The organism is Pedobacter gandavensis (assembly GCF_014172405.1).
GTDB lineage: Bacteria > Bacteroidota > Bacteroidia > Sphingobacteriales > Sphingobacteriaceae > Pedobacter > Pedobacter gandavensis.
The window spans coordinates 218,539-237,318 of sequence record NZ_WNXC01000004.1; the positions used below are offsets into that span (position 1 = coordinate 218,539).

General features: G+C 41.0%; 15 protein-coding genes. 6 read left to right on the forward strand and 9 right to left on the reverse strand.

Going from position 1 to position 18,780, the window contains the following annotated elements:
- Positions 1 to 33 precede the first annotated feature (33 nt).
- The 5 genes from dut to GM920_RS13215 form a co-directional block, all read right to left on the reverse strand.
- Complete coding sequence (gene dut, locus GM920_RS13195; protein WP_182958026.1) at positions 34 to 465, reverse strand: dUTP diphosphatase; 432 nt, start codon at positions 463 to 465, stop codon at positions 34 to 36.
- 123 nt (positions 466 to 588) lie between these two features.
- Positions 589 to 2,073, reverse strand: coding sequence for an oligosaccharide flippase family protein (locus GM920_RS13200; RefSeq protein WP_182958029.1), 1,485 nt, complete (start codon positions 2,071 to 2,073; stop codon positions 589 to 591).
- Positions 2,074 to 2,076: 3 nt separating this feature from the next.
- A complete protein-coding gene (locus tag GM920_RS13205) occupies positions 2,077 to 2,349 on the reverse strand; it encodes an acylphosphatase (protein WP_182958032.1) in 273 nt (90 codons plus the stop codon).
- A gap of 42 nt (positions 2,350 to 2,391) precedes the next feature.
- A complete protein-coding gene (locus GM920_RS13210; RefSeq protein ID WP_182958034.1) occupies positions 2,392 to 3,354 on the reverse strand; it encodes an NAD(P)H-dependent flavin oxidoreductase in 963 nt (320 codons plus the stop codon).
- Positions 3,354 to 4,532, reverse strand: coding sequence for an amidohydrolase family protein (locus GM920_RS13215; protein WP_182958036.1), 1,179 nt, complete (start codon positions 4,530 to 4,532; stop codon positions 3,354 to 3,356). Before GM920_RS13215 ends, GM920_RS13210 begins: the two co-directional genes overlap by 1 nt.
- A gap of 351 nt (positions 4,533 to 4,883) precedes the next feature.
- Here GM920_RS13215 and GM920_RS13220 point away from each other — a divergent pair, with 351 nt between their 5' ends.
- From GM920_RS13220 to GM920_RS13240, 5 genes are all read left to right on the forward strand, one after another.
- Positions 4,884 to 5,558: a DUF6266 family protein gene (locus GM920_RS13220; RefSeq protein ID WP_182958038.1), complete on the forward strand. Its 675-nt coding sequence runs from the start codon at positions 4,884 to 4,886 to the stop codon at positions 5,556 to 5,558.
- A 66-nt stretch (positions 5,559 to 5,624) separates the two neighbouring features.
- A complete protein-coding gene (locus GM920_RS13225; protein WP_182958040.1) occupies positions 5,625 to 6,122 on the forward strand; it encodes a DinB family protein in 498 nt (165 codons plus the stop codon).
- Between the two features lie 83 nt (positions 6,123 to 6,205).
- Positions 6,206 to 7,270 (forward strand): 23S rRNA pseudouridine(2604) synthase RluF, encoded by a 1,065-nt coding sequence (gene rluF, locus GM920_RS13230; RefSeq protein ID WP_182958042.1) that lies wholly within the window; start codon positions 6,206 to 6,208, stop codon positions 7,268 to 7,270.
- Between the two features lie 100 nt (positions 7,271 to 7,370).
- Complete coding sequence (gene rlmN / locus GM920_RS13235; protein WP_182958045.1) at positions 7,371 to 8,420, forward strand: 23S rRNA (adenine(2503)-C(2))-methyltransferase RlmN; 1,050 nt, start codon at positions 7,371 to 7,373, stop codon at positions 8,418 to 8,420.
- Between the two features lie 46 nt (positions 8,421 to 8,466).
- Positions 8,467 to 9,165 carry a ComF family protein gene (locus GM920_RS13240; RefSeq protein WP_182958047.1) on the forward strand — a complete coding sequence of 233 codons (699 nt, stop codon included), beginning with the start codon at positions 8,467 to 8,469 and terminating at the stop codon, positions 9,163 to 9,165.
- A 364-nt stretch (positions 9,166 to 9,529) separates the two neighbouring features.
- On the opposite strand, the gene GM920_RS13245 is transcribed toward GM920_RS13240, so the two are convergent.
- Entirely contained in the window at positions 9,530 to 12,292 is a 2,763-nt protein-coding gene (locus GM920_RS13245; RefSeq protein ID WP_182958050.1) for a PAS domain S-box protein, read from the reverse strand.
- A gap of 19 nt (positions 12,293 to 12,311) precedes the next feature.
- Entirely contained in the window at positions 12,312 to 13,583 is a 1,272-nt protein-coding gene (gene glyA / locus GM920_RS13250) for a serine hydroxymethyltransferase (protein WP_182958053.1), read from the reverse strand.
- Between the two features lie 93 nt (positions 13,584 to 13,676).
- Between glyA and dxs the strand changes: the two genes are divergently transcribed.
- A complete protein-coding gene (gene dxs / locus GM920_RS13255; RefSeq protein ID WP_182958055.1) occupies positions 13,677 to 15,605 on the forward strand; it encodes a 1-deoxy-D-xylulose-5-phosphate synthase in 1,929 nt (642 codons plus the stop codon).
- A gap of 104 nt (positions 15,606 to 15,709) precedes the next feature.
- Here dxs and rocD read toward each other — a convergent pair whose 3' ends face one another.
- Positions 15,710 to 16,981, reverse strand: coding sequence for an ornithine--oxo-acid transaminase (rocD, locus tag GM920_RS13260; protein ID WP_182958058.1), 1,272 nt, complete (start codon positions 16,979 to 16,981; stop codon positions 15,710 to 15,712).
- Positions 16,982 to 17,107: 126 nt separating this feature from the next.
- Positions 17,108 to 18,775: a RagB/SusD family nutrient uptake outer membrane protein gene (locus tag GM920_RS13265; RefSeq protein ID WP_182958060.1), complete on the reverse strand. Its 1,668-nt coding sequence runs from the start codon at positions 18,773 to 18,775 to the stop codon at positions 17,108 to 17,110.
- Positions 18,776 to 18,780 lie beyond the last annotated feature (5 nt).

Consider the following 18,780-nt stretch of genomic DNA (forward strand, 5'->3'; position numbering starts at 1 on the left):
GTTTTATAAACTGGGATAGCTCACCGGGAGTTTTTACTTACCAGTATGGCCGTAACCACCAGCACCACGCGCTGTATCTGACAATTCTTCTACTGCTTCCCACGAAATAGTCTCATGCTTTGCAATCACCATTTGTGCGATGCGATCGCCATTGTTTACTACAAAATCAGTATCAGAAAGGTTTACCAACAATACTTTAATCTCACCACGGTAATCCGCATCAATTGTACCCGGCGAATTCACAATACTGATGCCATGTTTATAAGCCAATCCGCTACGAGGACGAATTTGGGCTTCAAATCCTACTGGCAACTCAATGTGTAACCCCGTTGGGATCAATACGCGCTGCAAAGGTTTAATCGTGATTTCAGTTTCCACAAAAGCACGCATGTCCATTCCTGCCGCATGAGCAGTTTCATATTGAGGTAAAGCGTGTCCGGAATTGTTAATGATATTGATCTTCATTGTAATATTTGTTTTTATTTATGGTTTGAAACTGATCAATCTGGATTCTGATTAAGAACCATGATGTTCGATGGATCAAGCTTCTTTTTTATGCTATTTTAATTTCGTTGCGTGCAAACCTTGCTATTTTTTAAACAAGATAGATTTCAACTGGTCTTTTTCGAAATATATGATCCCGCCAATAAAAGCCAGAAGTAACACATTTCCAATATAAATATTCCTGTTGAATACCCAGAAAGATAAAATCACCAACACTACAGAAATGATTAAATAGCTGAGGATTCTTTTCAAATCGTATGGTATAGGGTAATATTTCTGACCTAATATATAAGAGATCACCATCATCACAAAATACGCCAACATAGAAACCCAGGCTGAGCCCATATAGCTGTACTTTGGAATCAACACGAAGTTAAACACAATGGTGATCAACGCCCCAATGATAGAAATATATAATCCAAAGCGCGTTTGATCGGATAAACGATACCAGATAGAAAGGTTAGAATACACCCCAAGACAGACATAACCGAACAGCAAATAAGGGACTGCTGGTAGTCCTACCCAATATTCAGGCTTGCGGATAAAAAACTTCAGGACTTCAATATTGGCAATTAAACCTACAAACAGCACCACCAACGCAATGACGAAATAATGGAGGATAACCGCATAAGTCTGCTTTGCATTTTCCTTTTTAGCATGACTAAAAAAGAAAGGTTCAGCTCCTAAACGAAAGGCGGTAACGAAAATACTGATGAAAATGGCAATTTTACAAACCGCACCATACACACCGACTTCATAATCCGCGATCGCATCTGGCAGTAGCCGACTCAATACAATTTTATCCAGATTTTCATTCACAATAAAAGAAAGATTGGCTATCAATACCGGCCAGGAATAAGAAAACATTTTACCAAAAAGCTCCTTATCAAATTTCAGCTGAAGTTTTAAAAACTCTGGTAAAAGCATGATAAGCGTCATAACACTGGCAATTAAATTGGCTACAAATACATAGCCCACCCAAACACCGCGGTACCAGGACGAGAACCATGCTGCCATTGGCAAATCATGTTTGATGATCCATGGAATTATATAAATGAACAATAGGTTAAAGCCTACAAAGCAGCCAATGTTCAGAAATTTAATCAGACTGTATTTAAATGCTTTTTCATCCGCCCTCAATTTAGCAAAGGGGATCACACAGATCGCGTCAATAAACAGAATCCCGATAAAAAATTGCACATAATGCTTATAATCGGTGAGTTGTTTCGGATCATCCGTTAAATAAGCGGCAATCTGATTTGACAACACCAAACCTGTAATTAAAAACAGTGTAGAGATGAAAGCGATTACCAGGAAAGAGTTGTTATATACCTCCTGTTTTCTATCCTCGTGTTTATTGAGGTACCTGAAATAGGTACTCTCCATCCCAAAAGCCAATACAGCATTAATTAGCGAGGCATAGGCATACATTGTAGTGAAAATACCATACGTCCCTGCAGCAAACTTGCTGGTATAAATTGGAGTCAGGATAAAGTTAAACAGCCTGGAAAAAACAGTACTTAAACCATAGATTGCAGTCTGACCGAGGAATTTTTTGATGACAGACACGCGTTATTTTTTGATGATTTCGAAATTACGGTACCCCTTGAATTCTCCCGGAGTCACTTCTACAGTTTCAATTTTCGCTCTATCTGGTCCTTCGTTACACCATTCCTCAAAGACTTCTAAAGAAGCATCATCGCCTTCTGCTTCCAGGTACAGCGTACCATCCTTTTCATTTTTAACGATTCCGCGGACACCCATTTGATCTGCGATTGCTTTTGTGGTCGCCCTAAAGGATACCCCTTGCACCTTTCCGGTTACTCTTATATTGATGTGTTTCATTCTTAATTTATGCTTCTTGACTTGAAATTCAATGCTATTCTTTTATTCAACGCTACCTATTAAATCCAGGCTACAAATCCGATTTCTTGTGCTTAAAAACTCCTGCCAGATGACCTCTAGTATCTCTGCCGCAGGTTTAATTTCACCTAACATCGCAGACACCTGTCCGATTTCCAGCTCTCCTTCTTCTAAATTTCCTTCAAACATACCTAATTTCGCTCTTGCACGACCTAAAAGCTGTTGAAGCTTTTCTGCATTGGCACCTTCTGCCTCTGCTTGCGCCACTGCTTCCGCAAAAGCATTTTTCAGGAGTCGGACTGGCACTAATTTCTTCATCCTCACTTTTGTATCTCCTTCTGCCGCAGCAAGAATACTTGATTTAAAATTCGGGTGGGCAGAAGACTCTTCCGCCACAGCAAAAGCTGATCCAATCTGGACGCCTTCTGCACCAAGCGCAAATGCAGCAAGCATTGCAGCACCACTGGCAATCCCACCAGCAGCAATAACTGGAATTTTCAGCGATTTAATGACCATTGGAATCAAACACAAGGTAGTCGTTTCCTCTCTTCCGTTGTGACCACCGGCCTCAAAACCCTCTGCTACAATAGCGTCAACACCACAAGCCTCCGCTTTTAAAGCGAATTTAGTATTGGCAATCACATGAACAACCGTAATTCCATTTTCTTTCAGAAAGCTTGTCCAGGTAGCAGGATTTCCCGCAGAAGTAAACACAATTTTCACCCCCTCTTCCACAATGATCCGCATCACCTCTGCTACATTGGGATACAGTAATGGCACATTGACTCCGAAAGGCAGGTCAGTTGCTTGTTTACATTTTTGAATGTGTTCTTTTAATACTTCAGGATACATTGATCCGGCACCGATAATTCCCAACCCCCCGGCATTTGAGACAGCCGAAGCCAATCGCCAGCCACTACACCAGACCATGCCGGCTTGAATAATGGGATATTTAATTTGAAATAAGGTGCTGATCCTATTTTTCATTATGCTAATCTTTTTATCTGTCCTGTAATCCACATTTCCCCATCCTTTTCCACATATTCCAGTAGATTGATGCCTGGAGTTTTTCCTGGGACTAAACTACCAAAACGATCTTCAATTCCTAAAAATTCAGCGCCGTTAATCGTAGCCCAACTTAGCAATTGTGCTAATGGAAGCTGGAAATGTTGTTGTAAAGTTCTCATTTCTGCTACAATACTCAGCTGGTCGTTACTGGCCAGACTATCTGTTCCAAGTGTAATTTTTACCCCTGCTTCTAAAAAGAGCGGAAGAGCTGGCAGCTTATTTTCTATATATAAATTTGCATTCGGACATAAACACCAATACAAAGCCGGATGATTGGCTTTTGCAAAGTCCAGATCAGCAGAGCTACTGAAGGTATTGTGTACCAATAGTGTTTTTAGTGAAGGAGAAAGTTTAGGTAAATAAGACTGCAATGAGCTTCGACCTGTTGCTTTAAAAAAGTCAATATTTAAACCCAGGAATTCATATAATTTCAAAAAGCTCCCGGATTTATATTCAAAAAACTCATTTTCTTCCGGAGTTTCCTGATTGTGAATACTGATCAGGTCCTGATGAACTTCCCCTTCTTTCCTAATTTCATTAAACAAATTATCCGACACCGAATAAGGAGCATGCGGAACGATGGATGCATTTAAAGGTTGAAAAGCCTTTTTCATGATTTTCGCCGCCTCGATAATGTCGGCAGCCTTTCCCGGATTAAAGCCCATTGCTTCAATAAAAGTATGGTAATAGATTCCGCTAATCTCTTTAACCTCTTTAGAAATCAATTGATTAGAAATATCAGCAACGGCTACAATTCCCTGCGCATACATATTCCTGTCTGCGATTTCCATCGCATCAACCACCTCCTCATCCTTTGCCTGTCTTTGTCGGATCACTTGTTCTACAAATCCCGGAAGCCCGGTATGTTTGTCAATTTTCCCTTTCAGGTGAGAGAGTTCAAGGTGACAATGGGTATTTACAAATCCCGGAACCAAGATGCCTTCATAGAATTTAATATCAGTAATTCCTTTCGATACAGCTTCTGCCGCAGTCAGGATTTCCAAAATTAAACCATTGGCATCCAAGGCAATTACCCCTTCTTCTAAAGGAGCCGAACTTACCGGATAAACGTAGGAAGCAGAGATGTAGGAAATCATAGCTACAAAGGAAAGGTATTTCCCCTAAAATATACAGCGTTTTATCATTCTCTATGCTTCAGCGCAATTGTGCAATCTACGATTAGAAGAAATCTTAGCTATCCTCCAAAACACATCGCCCTTCCGCTCGACCTGCGTTAGACTTGCAGCCTGCTTATTGTCTAATTTACATAACCCTTGCAAAATGGTTACATAATGGTTGGATGATCCTTTCATTATCCCTAAGACCTTCCAAAGGCTATCTGAAGACTCTGTAACGTTTATGTGAATATAAGCGCAAGTCGGGGACTTATCGAAGGCATTGACTACCTTGATCAAAAGGCTGATTGTTAATTGTTTATTCAAAATGATATGGGAAATTTGAACAATGGTTTATTTGGAAGTTTTCATGGCCGTGTAGGCAACCTGGTAGGATACACCCTCAATGGAAAAAACGTGATCAGAACTATAGGAAAAAGCAATAAGCCCCCGACTTTACCAAAGCTAGCCAATTTCCAAAGGATGACAGTCGTCAATAATTTCCTGCGACCACTACAGGAGGTCATCAAAGTCGGCTACCGAAATGAAGTGATCGGAACGGATAGAAACACTTATAATGAGGCGCTTTCTTACCATAAAAAACATGCTTTAAAAGGCGAATATCCAGAAATCAGTCTGGATTATCCTAAAGCCATGCTGAGTAAAGGTCCGCTTCCTTTTGCGCTGAATCCAAGTATTTTGAAGGTTGATGGTGGCATTCAATTTCAGTGGGAAGTACCTGCCGACATGCCCTCCAATTACCACCATGATCGGGCCATGACTGTGCTTTTATTCCCCGAAGAAAAAATAATCAGCTGTATTTATAGTGGTTCCAGAAGGGAAGAGGGGAAAGAATTTTTCCAGATCAGTCCAGATCTATCCGAAAAACACCTGGAGGCTTACCTTATTTTCGTTTCCTACAATGGCCAGCAAATATCAGACAGTGTGTATGCTGGTTCTTTCGCAAAAGTGGCTCAGCCCCTTCATGAAATAAGTTTAGAAGAATAAAAGCAACTGACATAGGGTTGTCATCCCTCCTACTTTTCTTTGTCTTACAATTTAAAATACAACGAAATGGAAATGATTAAAATGTTCTTAGAAGAGCTCGCACAAGAAGCTCAAACTACACGTAAAATGTTAGCGATCGTGCCTTCTGAAAAATTCGATTGGCAGCCACATCCAAAAAGCATGACTGTAAAAGTACTCGCCAGTCATATTGCTGAGTTACCTACCTGGATCACCCTCGCTGTAACTACCGATGAACTTGACTTTGCTTCGGCTCCCTATAGCCCAAAAGAACTTAAAACCAATGCTGATTTGATGAAACTATTTGAAGAGTCCTTACAAGATGGTACTTCACACTTATCCGCAGCAAAAGAAGAAATCTTGTCGGAACCCTGGATTTTACGAAATGGGGAACAAATTTATTCTACCTTCACAAAGGCGAGTCTAATCCGACATGTCTTATCTCAAATTATCCACCACAGGGCACAGCTAGGCGTATTTCTGCGCTTATTAGACATCCCAATTCCGGGGAGTTATGGGCCTAGTGCTGATGATACTAGTTTTTAGAATACACAGCTTTACAATATTTTGATAGATATATGGGTATATTTTGATTTCTTTGTAAACTGAAACAATTTATACCCATACCCATGTCTGATTCTACCACCCGATTAAATAAATACATTAGTGAGAGCGGTCTGTGCTCCAGAAGAGCTGCAGACAGATACATAGAACAAGGAAATGTATTTATCAATGGCCGGAAAGCCAAGGTAGGCGATCAAGTATTTTTCGGGGATATCGTTACGGTGAATGGCCAGACCATAGAGCCAAAAGAAGTTGAAAACTCCATCTTAATCGCTTATAATAAACCTGTCGGCATTACCAGTACGACTGAAGCGGGCGTAAAAAGTAATATGGTGGATCATGTAAACCACAGCGAGCGGGTTTTCCCAATTGGTCGTCTGGACAAAGATTCTCAAGGACTAATTTTCCTAACCAATAACGGAGACATCGTCAACAAGATTCTTCGTGCTGGAAATAACCATGAAAAAGAATATGTAGTAACCGTTAACAAACCGATTACAGAGCAATTCATCGCTGGTATGGGCAAAGGTGTTCCTGTATTGGGCATGATGACCAAAAAATGTAAGGTAATTAAAGAAAGTACTTTTACCTTCAAGATTGTACTTGTTCAAGGTTTAAACCGTCAGATCAGAAGAATGTGTGAGCATTTCGGGTTTGAAGTTACCAAACTGGAGCGTACCAGAATCATGAATATTACTTTAAAAGGTATTCCTGTTGGCGAATGGAGAGAACTTACTCCAGCAGAGCAAACGGAGATCTTCAATCTTGTTGCGAAATCAAGTTCTTTAGAAGCGGCATCAGCAGCGAAGAAAGCAAGTAAAAAACCAGTAAATCCAGATTTCGAAGAATTAGTTGCTCCGAGAAAAAATTCTTCTGGCAGACCTGGTGGCCCACCAAGACCGGGTTCACCTAGAGCTGGCGGCGCAAGATCGGCTGGACCAAGATCAGAATCTGAGGGACCAAGATCGGCTTCTGGCAAACCAAGAGCGGATAAAAAATCTGGCACTCCATACCGTGGAGCTTCCAGTACTACAGATTGGAACAAGACCAATGGACCAAGCAAAAGACCAGTTAGACCTTCAAGAGGAAACTCTGGCGCTCCTGGAAAAAGCAGAGGACCAAAGCGTTAAACATAATTTAACTGTCATAATCCGACAGTAATCCCATACATTTTAAGCCAGCAAAATCAATTTTTGCTGGCTTATTCTTTTTTTAGGTAACTTTGCAGCAATGCTTACTACAAAAAAAACAGACATACGTTCACTGGACCTTCCTCAGCTGCAACAACATTTTATAAACATGCAGGAACCTTCTTACCGTGCCAAACAGGTATACCAATGGCTATGGGAGAAATCTGCACGTTCCTTTGAGGAAATGAGTAACCTTTCTAAAGACCTTAGAAAGAAACTGGATGAAAACTATGCGATCAATGTAGTCGAAGTAAACAACTCACAATTTAGTAATGACCAAACCATCAAAAGTTCATTCCGACTGTATGATGGTAATATTGTAGAAGGCGTACTGATTCCTATGGAAGAACGTATGACTGCCTGTGTGAGTTCACAAGTGGGTTGCAGTTTAACCTGTAAATTCTGTGCAACAGGATATATGGATCGTAAACGTAACCTGAATGCAGATGAAATCTATGACCAAGTGGTTTTGATTGATCAGCAGGCGAAGAAAAACTACAATGCCCCATTAACGAATATCGTTTATATGGGTATGGGAGAACCTTTACTAAACTATGCCAATGTATTGAAATCTATCGACCGTATTACAGCTCCAGATGGACTGAATATGTCGTATAAACGCATTACCGTATCTACTGCTGGTATTGCCAAGATGATCAAGAAATTGGGTGATGACGGGGTTAAATTTAACCTGGCCATCTCGCTACATGCGGCAAATGATAAGAAAAGAAATGAAATCATGCCGATCAATGAGCAAAACTCGTTGAAAGCATTAGAAGAAGCTTTAAAATATTATTTCTCTAAGACAAAGAATCCGGTGACCTACGAATACATTGTATTTAACAATTTCAATGATGAGATTGAAGATGCGATGGAGCTGGCTAAATTCTGTAAACACGTTCCTTGTAAAGTAAACTTAATTGAATACAACCCAATTCAGTTTGCCGATTTCATCAATGCAGAAGGCGATAAGATTGATGCTTTCTCTGCTTATTTGAAAAATCAGGGCGTAAACACGAACATCAGAAGAAGTAGAGGTAAGGATATTGATGCTGCCTGCGGACAGCTTGCCGTAAAAGAGCAAAACTAAATCCCGAATTTCAACCAGGCAATGGCTAATTCACATAGATTAGCCCATGCCATTCTTCAAAAATAATTTTAAGCAGCTTTTACATTTACTATTTCCAGCAGAATGTTTTGGTTGTGCCCAACCCCTAATTCCGGAAGAATCGGACATTTGTAATACTTGTCTACAGGCTTTACCCTATACTGACCATCACCTTCATCCGGAAAACCTGGTGGCCCGACAGTTTTGGGGACGACTCCCCTGTTCAGCAGCCATGGCAATGCTTTTCTTTAAAAAAGGAAATGTGACCCGGCAACTCATCCATCATTTAAAATATAGCAATCAACCATCACTAGGATTGAAGCTCGGCACCTTACTTGGAGAACGTCTCCTGACCGCCCCTCTATATCAAAACATAGATTTCCTGGTTCCAGTACCCCTGCATCCAAAAAGATCAGCAGAACGCGGCTATAACCAAAGTGAATGTATTGCACGCGGCATTGCGCAGGTCTTAAAAGTCCCCATTAGCACCCGGCATCTTTTTCGCAAAACCGTTACAGATACCCAAACAAACAAAGGCAGACTTTTACGTTTTGACAACATGTCTACTGCCTTTGAACTTCAACATCTAAAGGAACTGGAAAATACGCATTTATTACTGATAGACGATGTGCTCACTACTGGCGCAACCATGGAAGCCTGTGGCATTACACTACTCCAGTCGATGCCAGAAAAACTCAGCATTGCTGCGCTGGCTTTTGTAAAATAAAAATAAAACATGGTGTAACAAATCCGCGCTTTCACTCGTTTATATAAATGAGAGCGTTAATTTAAGATGGTAAAGGCCGGACATCCTCTTTTGGATTGCCGGCCTCTTACTTTCTTAACCATCTAAGCTGGTTTTTTCTCCAAGCAATAACACACTAAAGCTTATTTTCAGCTCAACTCACCTAAATTCATAAATAAATTAAAAAATATTTTGATAAGTAAAACATATTCCTTTACTTTGACCTTGAGAGCGTTAATTTAAGGGTCGATACCTTCACGTCTGTGGAATATCGGCCCTTTATCATTTCTAATAATTCCGCTTTTACTCCTTAATTATTTCCTAAAAAAATTAGATAGTTGCTGGTTTAGCTCAGGTATTCGGAGAGTACATTTCTCATGTCTTCCGGCTTGAAAGGCTTTAAGATGTGTCCGTTCATTCCAGACTCCGCAAACTTATTGTGTTCATCGTGTAAGGTAGAAGCGGTTAACGCAAGGATAGGCACTTGCTTATAATAATCGCCATCCATGGCTCTAATTAGCGTAGTCGCTTCAAAACCATCTATCCCTGGCATTTTTATGTCCATAAAGATCAGGTCATAGATATGATCGCGCACTTTCTCCAAAGCCTCTTCTCCACTTATGGCAAAGTCCAGGCTAAGTCCCCATTTACCAAAAATACGTTTGGCAATGAGCGCATTAATTTCATTATCATCTACCAGAAGAATGCGTTTGTCCATAAACATATTCGGTTCAGTGAACACCTTCACTTGAGGCACATAATCGTTTGCTTTTTCAAAAGAGATGTTGAAATGGAAAACAGTTCCTTCTCCTTCTTCACTATCCACCTGAATATCGGCCCCGTAAAGTTCCAGCATCTTCTTGGTGATTGTTAAACCAAGCCCGGTACCTCCATATTTCCTGGAAATATCCGTTCTTGCCTGAATAAAAGGTTGAAAAATATAGGCCAGCTTTTCTTCCGCAATACCAATCCCGGTATCTTTTACTGCAAAGTGAAGCAATACACGGTCCTGATCTTCGGAAAGCATGTTGATTTCCAAAATAATCGTGCCATCCTGAGTAAATTTGATCGCATTACCCAGAAGATTCATCATCACCTGATACAGGCGTGTTTTGTCCCCTTTAACATATTCAGGAATTCTTTCATCGCAGATCAGCTCCAGTGTATTATTCCTGGCCACCACACTCATTTGTAAAGAATTGATCACATCAGAAGCCAGGGCTTTCATGCTAAAAGGAATGGTTTCCAGCTGCACGTTTCCGGTTTCCATTTTGGTCAGGTCCAAAATATCATTAATGATATTCAGCAAGTTCTCTGCAGAAAAGCGCAATAAGTTTAAATCTGGTATCTGTGACTCTTTAGGATCGTTATCGAGTAAAAGGTGTGCCATTCCGATCACTGCATTTAGCGGTGTTCTGATTTCATGACTCATCACCGACAAGAACATTTCCTTTGCCGCACTCAACTGTAAAGCCTGCTCCTTGGCTTCTACCATTTCCTTTTCTACCTGCTTCCGTTGCGAAATATCCGTGATCAGGTCTATCTGACGTTCTACTTTTCCTTTCTCGTTTACGATGGGCGTATTAGAAACGGAAAACCAGATGGGTTCTCCTGATTTCTTTTTCGCCTGTACTTCTATTATAGAAGATTCTCTGTTGTTGGCCTTCTGTCTGGAAGCTACAATCAGTTCTCTTTGGGCTTCATCTTTAGAGAGAATATCGCCCAGTCTAAGTCCTTGTAACTCATTCAAAGTATAACCCGTCAGCTTTTCCATAGAATGGTTAATCCAGGTGGTATACCCTTCGCCATCGGCAATATTTACACCGGTATCTGTTTTACTGGCGACTAAAGACAGCAGTTGTAGTTCTTCTTCTGCTTTTTTCTTTTCTGTAATATCCAGGATGATCTCTACTTCAATTTCCACCTTTCCTTCGTCGTTAAAAACGACAGTATTATAGATGGACAGCCAGATGGGCTGCTTGTCTTTACGATAAGCCAAAAGGTCTACCGTAAAAGACTGGTGTCTGTTGGTGAGTTCACGAGCCTGTTCGATCAGTTCCAGATCTGTTCCTGGTCCCTGAATTAAATCACCCAGACGCTGCCCTTTAATATCTTCCAGCGTAAAGCCGGTAATTTTCTCAAAGGCCGCATTTACCCAGGTCACATGGTTATCGGAATCATTGATCACGACTGCATTATTCACTTTACTCGCCACGAAGGAGAGCTTCATCAGTTCATTTTCTACTCTTTTATTCTCCGTAATGTCCCTTCCATACGCATACCAACGTCTATTTTTACAGACCATATTCCAGCTCAACCAACGGATTAATCCGCTTTTGGTGACAATTCTGAAATCGATATTGAACTGTTTGGTACCCAGAGCTAAACCTGCTTCTATGGTATTGACTACCCTGTCTATATCATCCCGATAACAGAATGTCCAGGCAGTTAAACCAACTGCTTCCTCCACTTCATATTCCAGCACGCTTGTAACGGCACTGTTGACAAACAACAATTCTCCTTTATCGTCCAGGATGCAATGAATTTCAGGGGATACAGTAGAGATGTTCAGGAGTTCTTCAAAGCGCTGCGTTTTAACTTGTAGCTCTTTGGCTTTTTTACGGAGGGAGATGTGGGTAATAATTTCTTTGGCAAGGATTTGCAATCCTTCTTTCTGCGCTTCACTCATTTGCTTAGGCTGCTGATCGAACACGCAAATGGTGCCTAAGCGATAGCCATTTTCATCAATTAATGGAGCGCCGGCGTAGTATCTTAAATGGATGTGGCCTATAACGGAGGGATGTTTACTAAAGCGCTCATCCTCCAAAGCATCACAAACTTCGAATACATTGTCCGACTGGATCACATGTTCGGCAAAAGATATCTCTCTGGGCAACTCCTTAAAATCGAGGCCCAATACTGACTTAAACCATAACCGATCTTCATCAACCAATGCAATGACTGCGATAGGGGTATTGCAGATCAAGCTGGCTAGCTTGGTAATATTATCAAATTCCTGTTCTGGAGGGGTATCCAATATATCATAATCCCGCAACGCCCGCAAGCGTTCCATTTCAAGAGTTGATGAAGTCTGGTTATTCGTTAGCATGGAGTAAATTCAGTCCCTTTTATTTATACAATGGGAACTGACTTACCAGATTGATTACTTTTTCCTTTACCGCACTTAAATTATTCTCATCCTCAGAATTAGTAATTACCTGATCAATCAGATCTACAATGATTTCCATTTCATTTTCTTTGAAACCTCTACTCGTGATCGCAGCTGTACCTACACGAATTCCCGAAGTTACAAATGGCGATTTATCGTCAAAAGGAACCATATTTTTGTTCACGGTAATATCTGCTTTTTCAAGCGCATTTTCCGCTGCTTTTCCAGTTATATTTTTGTTTCGTAGGTCAATCAGCATTAAATGGTTGTCTGTACCACCAGAAATAATACCGTAACCTCTAGCTACGAAGGCTTTAGCCATTGCCTGTGCATTGGCTTTCACTTGTGTGATGTAAGTTAAATACTCATCGCTTAATGCTTCACCGAAGGCAATTGCTTTAGCTGCGATAATGTGCTCTAATGGCCCACCTTGTGTTCCAGGGAATACTGCCATATCTAAAACAGCAGACATCATTTTGGTTTCACCTTTAGGAGTTTTCAATCCGAATGGGTTTTCAAAATCTTTACCCATCATGATCATACCACCACGAGGACCACGAAGAGTTTTGTGAGTCGTAGTCGTTACAATATGGCAATGAGGTAGTGGATTGGCCAATAATCCGCGGGCAATCATCCCTGCTGGGTGAGAAATATCCGCTAACACTAAAGCACCAATTTTATCAGCAACGCTACGGATAAAAGCATAATCCCACTCTCTTGAATAGGCCGAAGCACCGCAAATGATCAACTTAGGACGTTCCGCTAAAGCGATTTCTTCCAGTTTTGCATAGTCAATCAGACCATCTTCTTTTTTTACTCCATAAAACAATGGATGATACAATTTTCCTGAAAAGTTAACCGGAGAACCGTGTGTTAAGTGTCCACCATGAGAAAGGTCAAACCCTAAGATTTTATCTCCCGGCTGGATCACTGCAAGCATTACTGCTGCGTTTGCCTGTGCACCTGAGTGTGGTTGTACATTCACCCATTCTGCACCAAAAAGCTGCTTTGCGCGCTCAATAGCGATGCTTTCTACCTCATCTACTACCTGGCAACCGCCATAGTATCTCTTTCCTGGAAGGCCTTCAGCATATTTATTTGTTAAACATGATCCTGCGGCTTCCATTACTTGTTTGCTCACAAAGTTTTCAGAAGCGATCAGCTCCAGGCCATTTTCCTGACGGTCCAATTCCCTGTCAATCAAATCAAAAATTAAAGTATCTCTAGTCATTTATTGAAGTATTAATTTGTAAAATTAATGATTTTCCTTCTTAGTTTAGTAACAAAATACCTTACTTTGTAGTTCTATTCTATAAAACACTGCATGGAAGATATCACCCGTCCATTATTACCAAACATAAATTATCCTGCTGATTTAAAGCAGTATAAAGAAGAAGATCTCGAACAAATTTGTCAGGAATTGCGTCAGTACATCATTGATGTAGTGAGTGTAAACGGGGGGCATTTTGGCGCAAGTCTAGGTGTAGTGGAACTCACTGTAGCTTTACATTACGTCTTAAATACACCTTATGACAAGCTGGTCTGGGACGTTGGCCATCAGGCTTACGGACATAAAATCCTGACCGGAAGAAAATCAGTATTTCATACCAACCGCCTCCTGAATGGAATCAGCGGATTTCCGAAAATCAGTGAAAGTGAGTACGATACCTTTGGCGTTGGCCACTCTTCTACCTCTATTTCTGCAGCATTAGGAATGGCTGTTGCTTCTCAATACAAAGGAGAAACCGACCGTCAGCATGTGGCTGTTATAGGCGATGGTGCGATGACTGCAGGTCTGGCTTTTGAAGGCTTAAACCATGCGGGTATTGAGAACTCCAACCTATTGGTGATCCTGAACGATAACTGCATGTCGATCGATCCTAATGTGGGCGCTTTAAAGGAATATTTAACGAGTATTACCACTTCTAAATCATACAATCGTTTCCGCGATGACATTTCAAATGTTTTAATTAAGCTTTCTGAGCTGGGGCCAAATGCCCATAAGTTTGTAAAGAAAATTGAGAAAAGCATTAAAGGCACCTTATTGAACCAGAGCAATCTATTTGAATCCTTAAACTTCAGGTATTTTGGTCCGGTAGACGGCCACGATGTGGTGCGTTTGGCACAAGTGATCCGCGATTTAAAAGACATTCCAGGTCCTAAACTGTTGCATTGCGTCACTGTTAAGGGTAAAGGTTTTGCTTTGGCGGAGAAAGACCAAACCAAATGGCATGCACCAGGTTTATTTGATAAGATTACCGGCGAAATCAAGAAATCGGCGGTCGATAAACCTCAGCCACCAAAATATCAGGATGTTTTCGGACATACACTTGTAGAACTGGCAGAAGAAAATAAAAAGATTGTCGGCATTACACCTGCAATGCCATCCGGGTCCTCCATGAACATCATGATGAAAGCCATGCCTAACCGTGCATTTGACGTAGGTATTGCAGAACAACATGCGGTTACTTTTTCTGCGGGTTTAGCAACACAAGGGCTTGTTCCTTTCTGTAACATCTATTCCAGCTTTATGCAAAGGGCCTACGATCAGGTGATCCACGATGTGGCCATTCAAAACCTGAATGTGGTATTCTGTTTAGATAGAGCTGGATTTGCTGGTTCTGATGGCGCTACACACCATGGAGCCTACGACTTAGCTTATATGCGTTGCATTCCAAATATGACCGTTGCCGCTCCAATGAATGAGGAAGAACTCAGAAATCTGATGTATACCGCACAATTGGAGAATCAAGGTCCGTTTTCTATCCGTTATCCGAGAGGAAATGGCGTGCTAACTGATTGGAAACGTCCTTTCAAAGCATTAGAAATCGGTAAAGGTCGTAAAATATGTGATGGAGAAGATGTGGCGATATTAACTATCGGTCATGTGGGTAATTTTGCTGTGGAAGCTTGTAAAGAGCTCAACAGCGAAGGCATTCATCCTGCACACTACGACATGCGTTTTGTGAAACCTTTAGACGAGGCTTTATTGCATGACGTATTTAAACGCTATAAAAATGTGATCACTGTAGAAGACGGTTGCCTACAAGGCGGCCTTGGAAGCGCTGTGCTTGAGTTTATGGCGGATCATCAGTACAATGCTAACGTAACTCGTTTGGGTATCCCTGATGAGTTTATTGACCATGGTGAACAACAGGAATTATGGGCACTGTGCGGTTATGATACTGCTGGCATTATTACCGTGGTAAAAAAAAACGCTGTGAGGAGAACAACAGCAACGATTGCATCATAACTGAATAATAATTATGGTCTCAGGATCGACAATATACAAGAAAGGCCTGTTCATCGTAAGATGAGCAGGCCTTTTTCTTTAATTTATTGCTTTCGTTACGATGCTTAATTAACCTTTTGAGCAAATTCCAGTAGTGATTTTTCAATGATGACCAGACATTCTTTAATTTGCGCTTCTGTGATGACCAAAGGAGGTGCCAAACGGATTTTATTGCCCTGTGTGGGTTTTGCCAATAAGCCATTCTCCTGGAATTTAACACAGATATCCCATGCCATATTAGATTCTTCCGGACAATAGATTACAATTGCATTGAGTAATCCTTTCCCTCTGACCAGTTCAATGATGCCTATTCTTTTCGCAATATCATTGAGCCCGGCTCTTAAGACTTCACCTAATTTAGCTGCATTTTCAGCCAGGTTCTCATCCAATACCACCTGCATTGCTTCACGGGCGACAGCACAAGCCAATGGATTTCCACCATAAGTTGAACCATGTTCACCTGGCTTAATGGTCAGCATAATTTCATCATTGGCCAAAACCGCTGAAACTGGCAAAACACCACCTGAAATTGCTTTACCTAAGATGATCATATCTGGCTGGTTAGTTTTATCCTCAGCGTTTACCTCATAAGAAGCCAACATACTTCCAGTACGGGCAATACCGGTCTGAATTTCATCTACAATAAACAGTACATTATATTGTTTACACAAAGTTTTAATGCGGGACAGGTAATCCGCATCAGGTACAACCACACCGGCCTCCCCCTGAATTGGCTCTACGATGAACCCTGCAATGTTCTTGTTCTCCTTTAAAAGTTGCTCAAATGCATCCACATTATTGTAAGGAACACGCGCAATTCCACCTACAAATGGACCAAAGTTCTTTGTTGCACTATCATCATCAGATGCAGAAATAACAGAGATCGTTCTGCCGTGAAAATTACCATTGGCAAACACGATCGTTGCCTGATCGGCAGGAATACCTTTCACCTGATAAGCCCATTTTCTACATAGCTTCATCGCAGTTTCTACGGCTTCTACACCAGAATTCATGACTAAAGCTTTGTCATAACCGAATAACTTACAGAGAAACTCTTCAAAATCACCCAATTTATCATTGTAAAAGGCACGAGAAGTCAGTGTTAATTTTTCGGCCTGGCTCTTCAATGCCGCTATAATCCTGGGGTGACAATGCCCTTGGTTAACCGCTGAATAAGCAGAAAGGAAGTCGTAATATTTTTTCCCTGCTACATCCCAAAGGAAAACGCCTGCTCCTTTCTCCAGTACAACCGGCAAAGGATGGTAGTTATGAGCACCGTATTTGTTTTCTTTCTCTATTAGCACTTCTGCTTTAATTGATTCTGCTGAAATTCTCATGATTTACTATGTCATTTTGGTAGGGTACTAAGGTAATAATAATTTTTTGCCCTTAATTTAGAAGGCCGTTTACCTCTTTCGAGGAAACGGCCTTCAGCTGATTTATTTTTCGGAACAATGTTTGGATTAGTTATATCCCGGGGTTTGTACCAGTACCCCATTTGACTTATCGATTTCGATTTGAGGAATCGGCATCACGTATAATTTATCATCCCATACACGGGTTTGCACTAAGTTTTTATTCACTGCATAAATGGTCTTCATCACCTGTGGAGCAATTTTCCAACGTCTGATGTCCATTAAGCGCTGACCTTCCAAGGCAAGTTCTACCCTACGTTCTGACCTGATGAATTCGCGCAATGTTTCTTTCGAAGCATATTTCGTTCTATTCACCACAGGCATACCTGCACGGGTCCTGATTTTATCTAAAGCATCGTAAACATCGCCATTAGGACCAGAAACTTCATTCTGAGCTTCTGCAAAAGTCAATAGAATTTCTGCATAACGGATCAAGATTGCATTGGCATGGTTGTCAATATTCGCGGTGAAAAAGCTAGGATCTACCAGTTTACGGAAATTGTACCCGGTCATGGAAAAATTACTTCCGCTGGTCCAGGTAAAGTAATAACCCGTTTCTTTATCTCCTTTAAAGGCATTGGCTTCTGCACCTTCAAAAAGAATACTGGCATAGAAACGTGGATCACGATTTTTATATTCTTTAGCGAAAGCCACTCGATCATTTGCATACCAATCGGCACGTTGATCTGCAGTTACCGGAACAATTGCTTCTCCAGTTTTATAATCACCATAGGCATCTACCATGGCTTGTGTTGGCGTTACAGAACTCCATCCACCTCTACTGGCGGGCAATAAATACGTATTGATAGAATTCACATCCAATTGCTGAATGTACTGACGGTCTAATATCACCTCTCCATTACCTTCATTCTTTTGGTAGAAGATGCGCTCATAATTACGTAAACCTCTAAGGAAATTCGCTTTATCATTGGCATCTGTGAAATCAACCCATTTGGTATAGTCATCCAGGTTTTCATTTTTCAATGCTTCATTTGAAGTAAACAAGGTATAACCAAGCGTCATCACTTCCGCTGCTGTTTTTGCAGCCTCTGCATATTGACCGTCATATAAATAAACACGGGATTTTAAAGCTAAGGCAGCACCTTTGGTAATCCTACCTTTTTCATTTGGTCTACCACCACCATATGTTTTCGGCAATACTTTAGATACCGCATCCAGTTCTGACAAGATAAAATCCTGTACATCTTTTCTAGGGGTTCTAGCCACATTCTCTTCTCCCGGATTAAATACCGTTGTAAATAGTGGCACATTCCCGAAAGTATTCATCAGGTTAAAATAAGAGAAAGCACGTAAGAAGCGTACTTCTGCTTTATAACGCTCGAGAAGCTCTGCGGAAATCACGGTTACTTTATCTGCATTTGCCAGGAAGTAATTCGCACGGCGAATGTCTTGAAAGTTCCATCCTGCATTTTCTGATGAAGTGATCGTTCCGGCAGAAACGCTATTCGCTGAACTTTCCCAAGGGTATTGCGAATGTGCATTATCTGTGGATGCGTCATCATAGATGAATCCTTCTGCTGGCATCTTCGCATAAATACCCATCACTGCCTGGTGTACATCATTTTCCGTTTTCCAGAAGGTATCTTCAGACAATTGATTCAATGGCGGTCTTTCCAGGAAATCTTTTTGACAGGCGGTCATCGACCCGAAGGTCAGTAAGCCTGTCAGCATATATATTGATGTTCTTTTGTTCATATTAT